We start from the raw sequence: 707 nt of genomic DNA, 5'->3' as shown, positions 1-707 counted from the left end.
GGATCGGTGACGGCCTCTGCGAGGCATGCGGTGTCGGCGTCGGGGGCGGCCTGCGCTGCGATGCGGTCGGCGACCCCATCCAGTCGATCTACGGGTGGCGCGGCGCATCGGCGACCAACCTGCCGCGCTTCACCACCGATTTCCCGCGGTCGGACGGGACGCCGGCGCCCACCCTGGAGCTGCGGACGAGCTGGCGCAACCCGCCCCGTGCGCTGCACCTGGCCAACGCCGTTTCGGAGCAGGCGCGGCGTCGTTCCGTCGCGGTGCGCTCACTCCTGCCCCGACCCGATGCCCAGCCGGGAACGATCCGGTGCGCGCTGCTGAACGATGTTGCAGCCGAACGGGACTGGGTTGCCGACCACATCGCCGGCCTCTACGACCGCGCCCGCGACGAGGGAGTGCCGGCGCCGACGGCGGCCGTGCTGGTGCGGCGCAACGCCGACGCCGCACCGATGGCCGACGCGCTCACCGCTCGCGGTGTGCCGGTCGAGGTCGTCGGACTGGCGGGCCTCTTGGGCGTGCCGGAGGTCGCCGACGTGGTCGCGATGCTGCGGATGATCGCCGACCCGACTGCGGGCAGCGCGGCCATGCGGGTGCTCACCGGGCCGCGCTTGCGGCTGGGCGGCCGCGATATCACCGCACTGTGGCGGCGCGCGGTGCAACTCGACGACACCGGGCAGGCCGAACCCGCCGGGGTCGCCGACCGC

At 74.7% G+C, this 707-nt stretch carries 1 protein-coding gene; it reads left to right on the top strand.

Annotation, left to right across the window (positions count from 1 at the left end; all coding sequences use genetic code 11):
* Positions 1-707 (top strand): 3'-5' exonuclease (locus A5698_RS18260; RefSeq protein ID WP_231967448.1); only part of this gene is annotated, 707 nt, incomplete at both ends.

Origin of the sequence: Mycobacterium sp. E136 (genome assembly GCF_001666865.1) — a bacterium.
Taxonomy (GTDB): domain Bacteria; phylum Actinomycetota; class Actinomycetes; order Mycobacteriales; family Mycobacteriaceae; genus Mycobacterium.
Note: the sequence above shows the minus strand (reverse complement) of the source record. Positions and strands in the feature narration are given on the sequence as shown.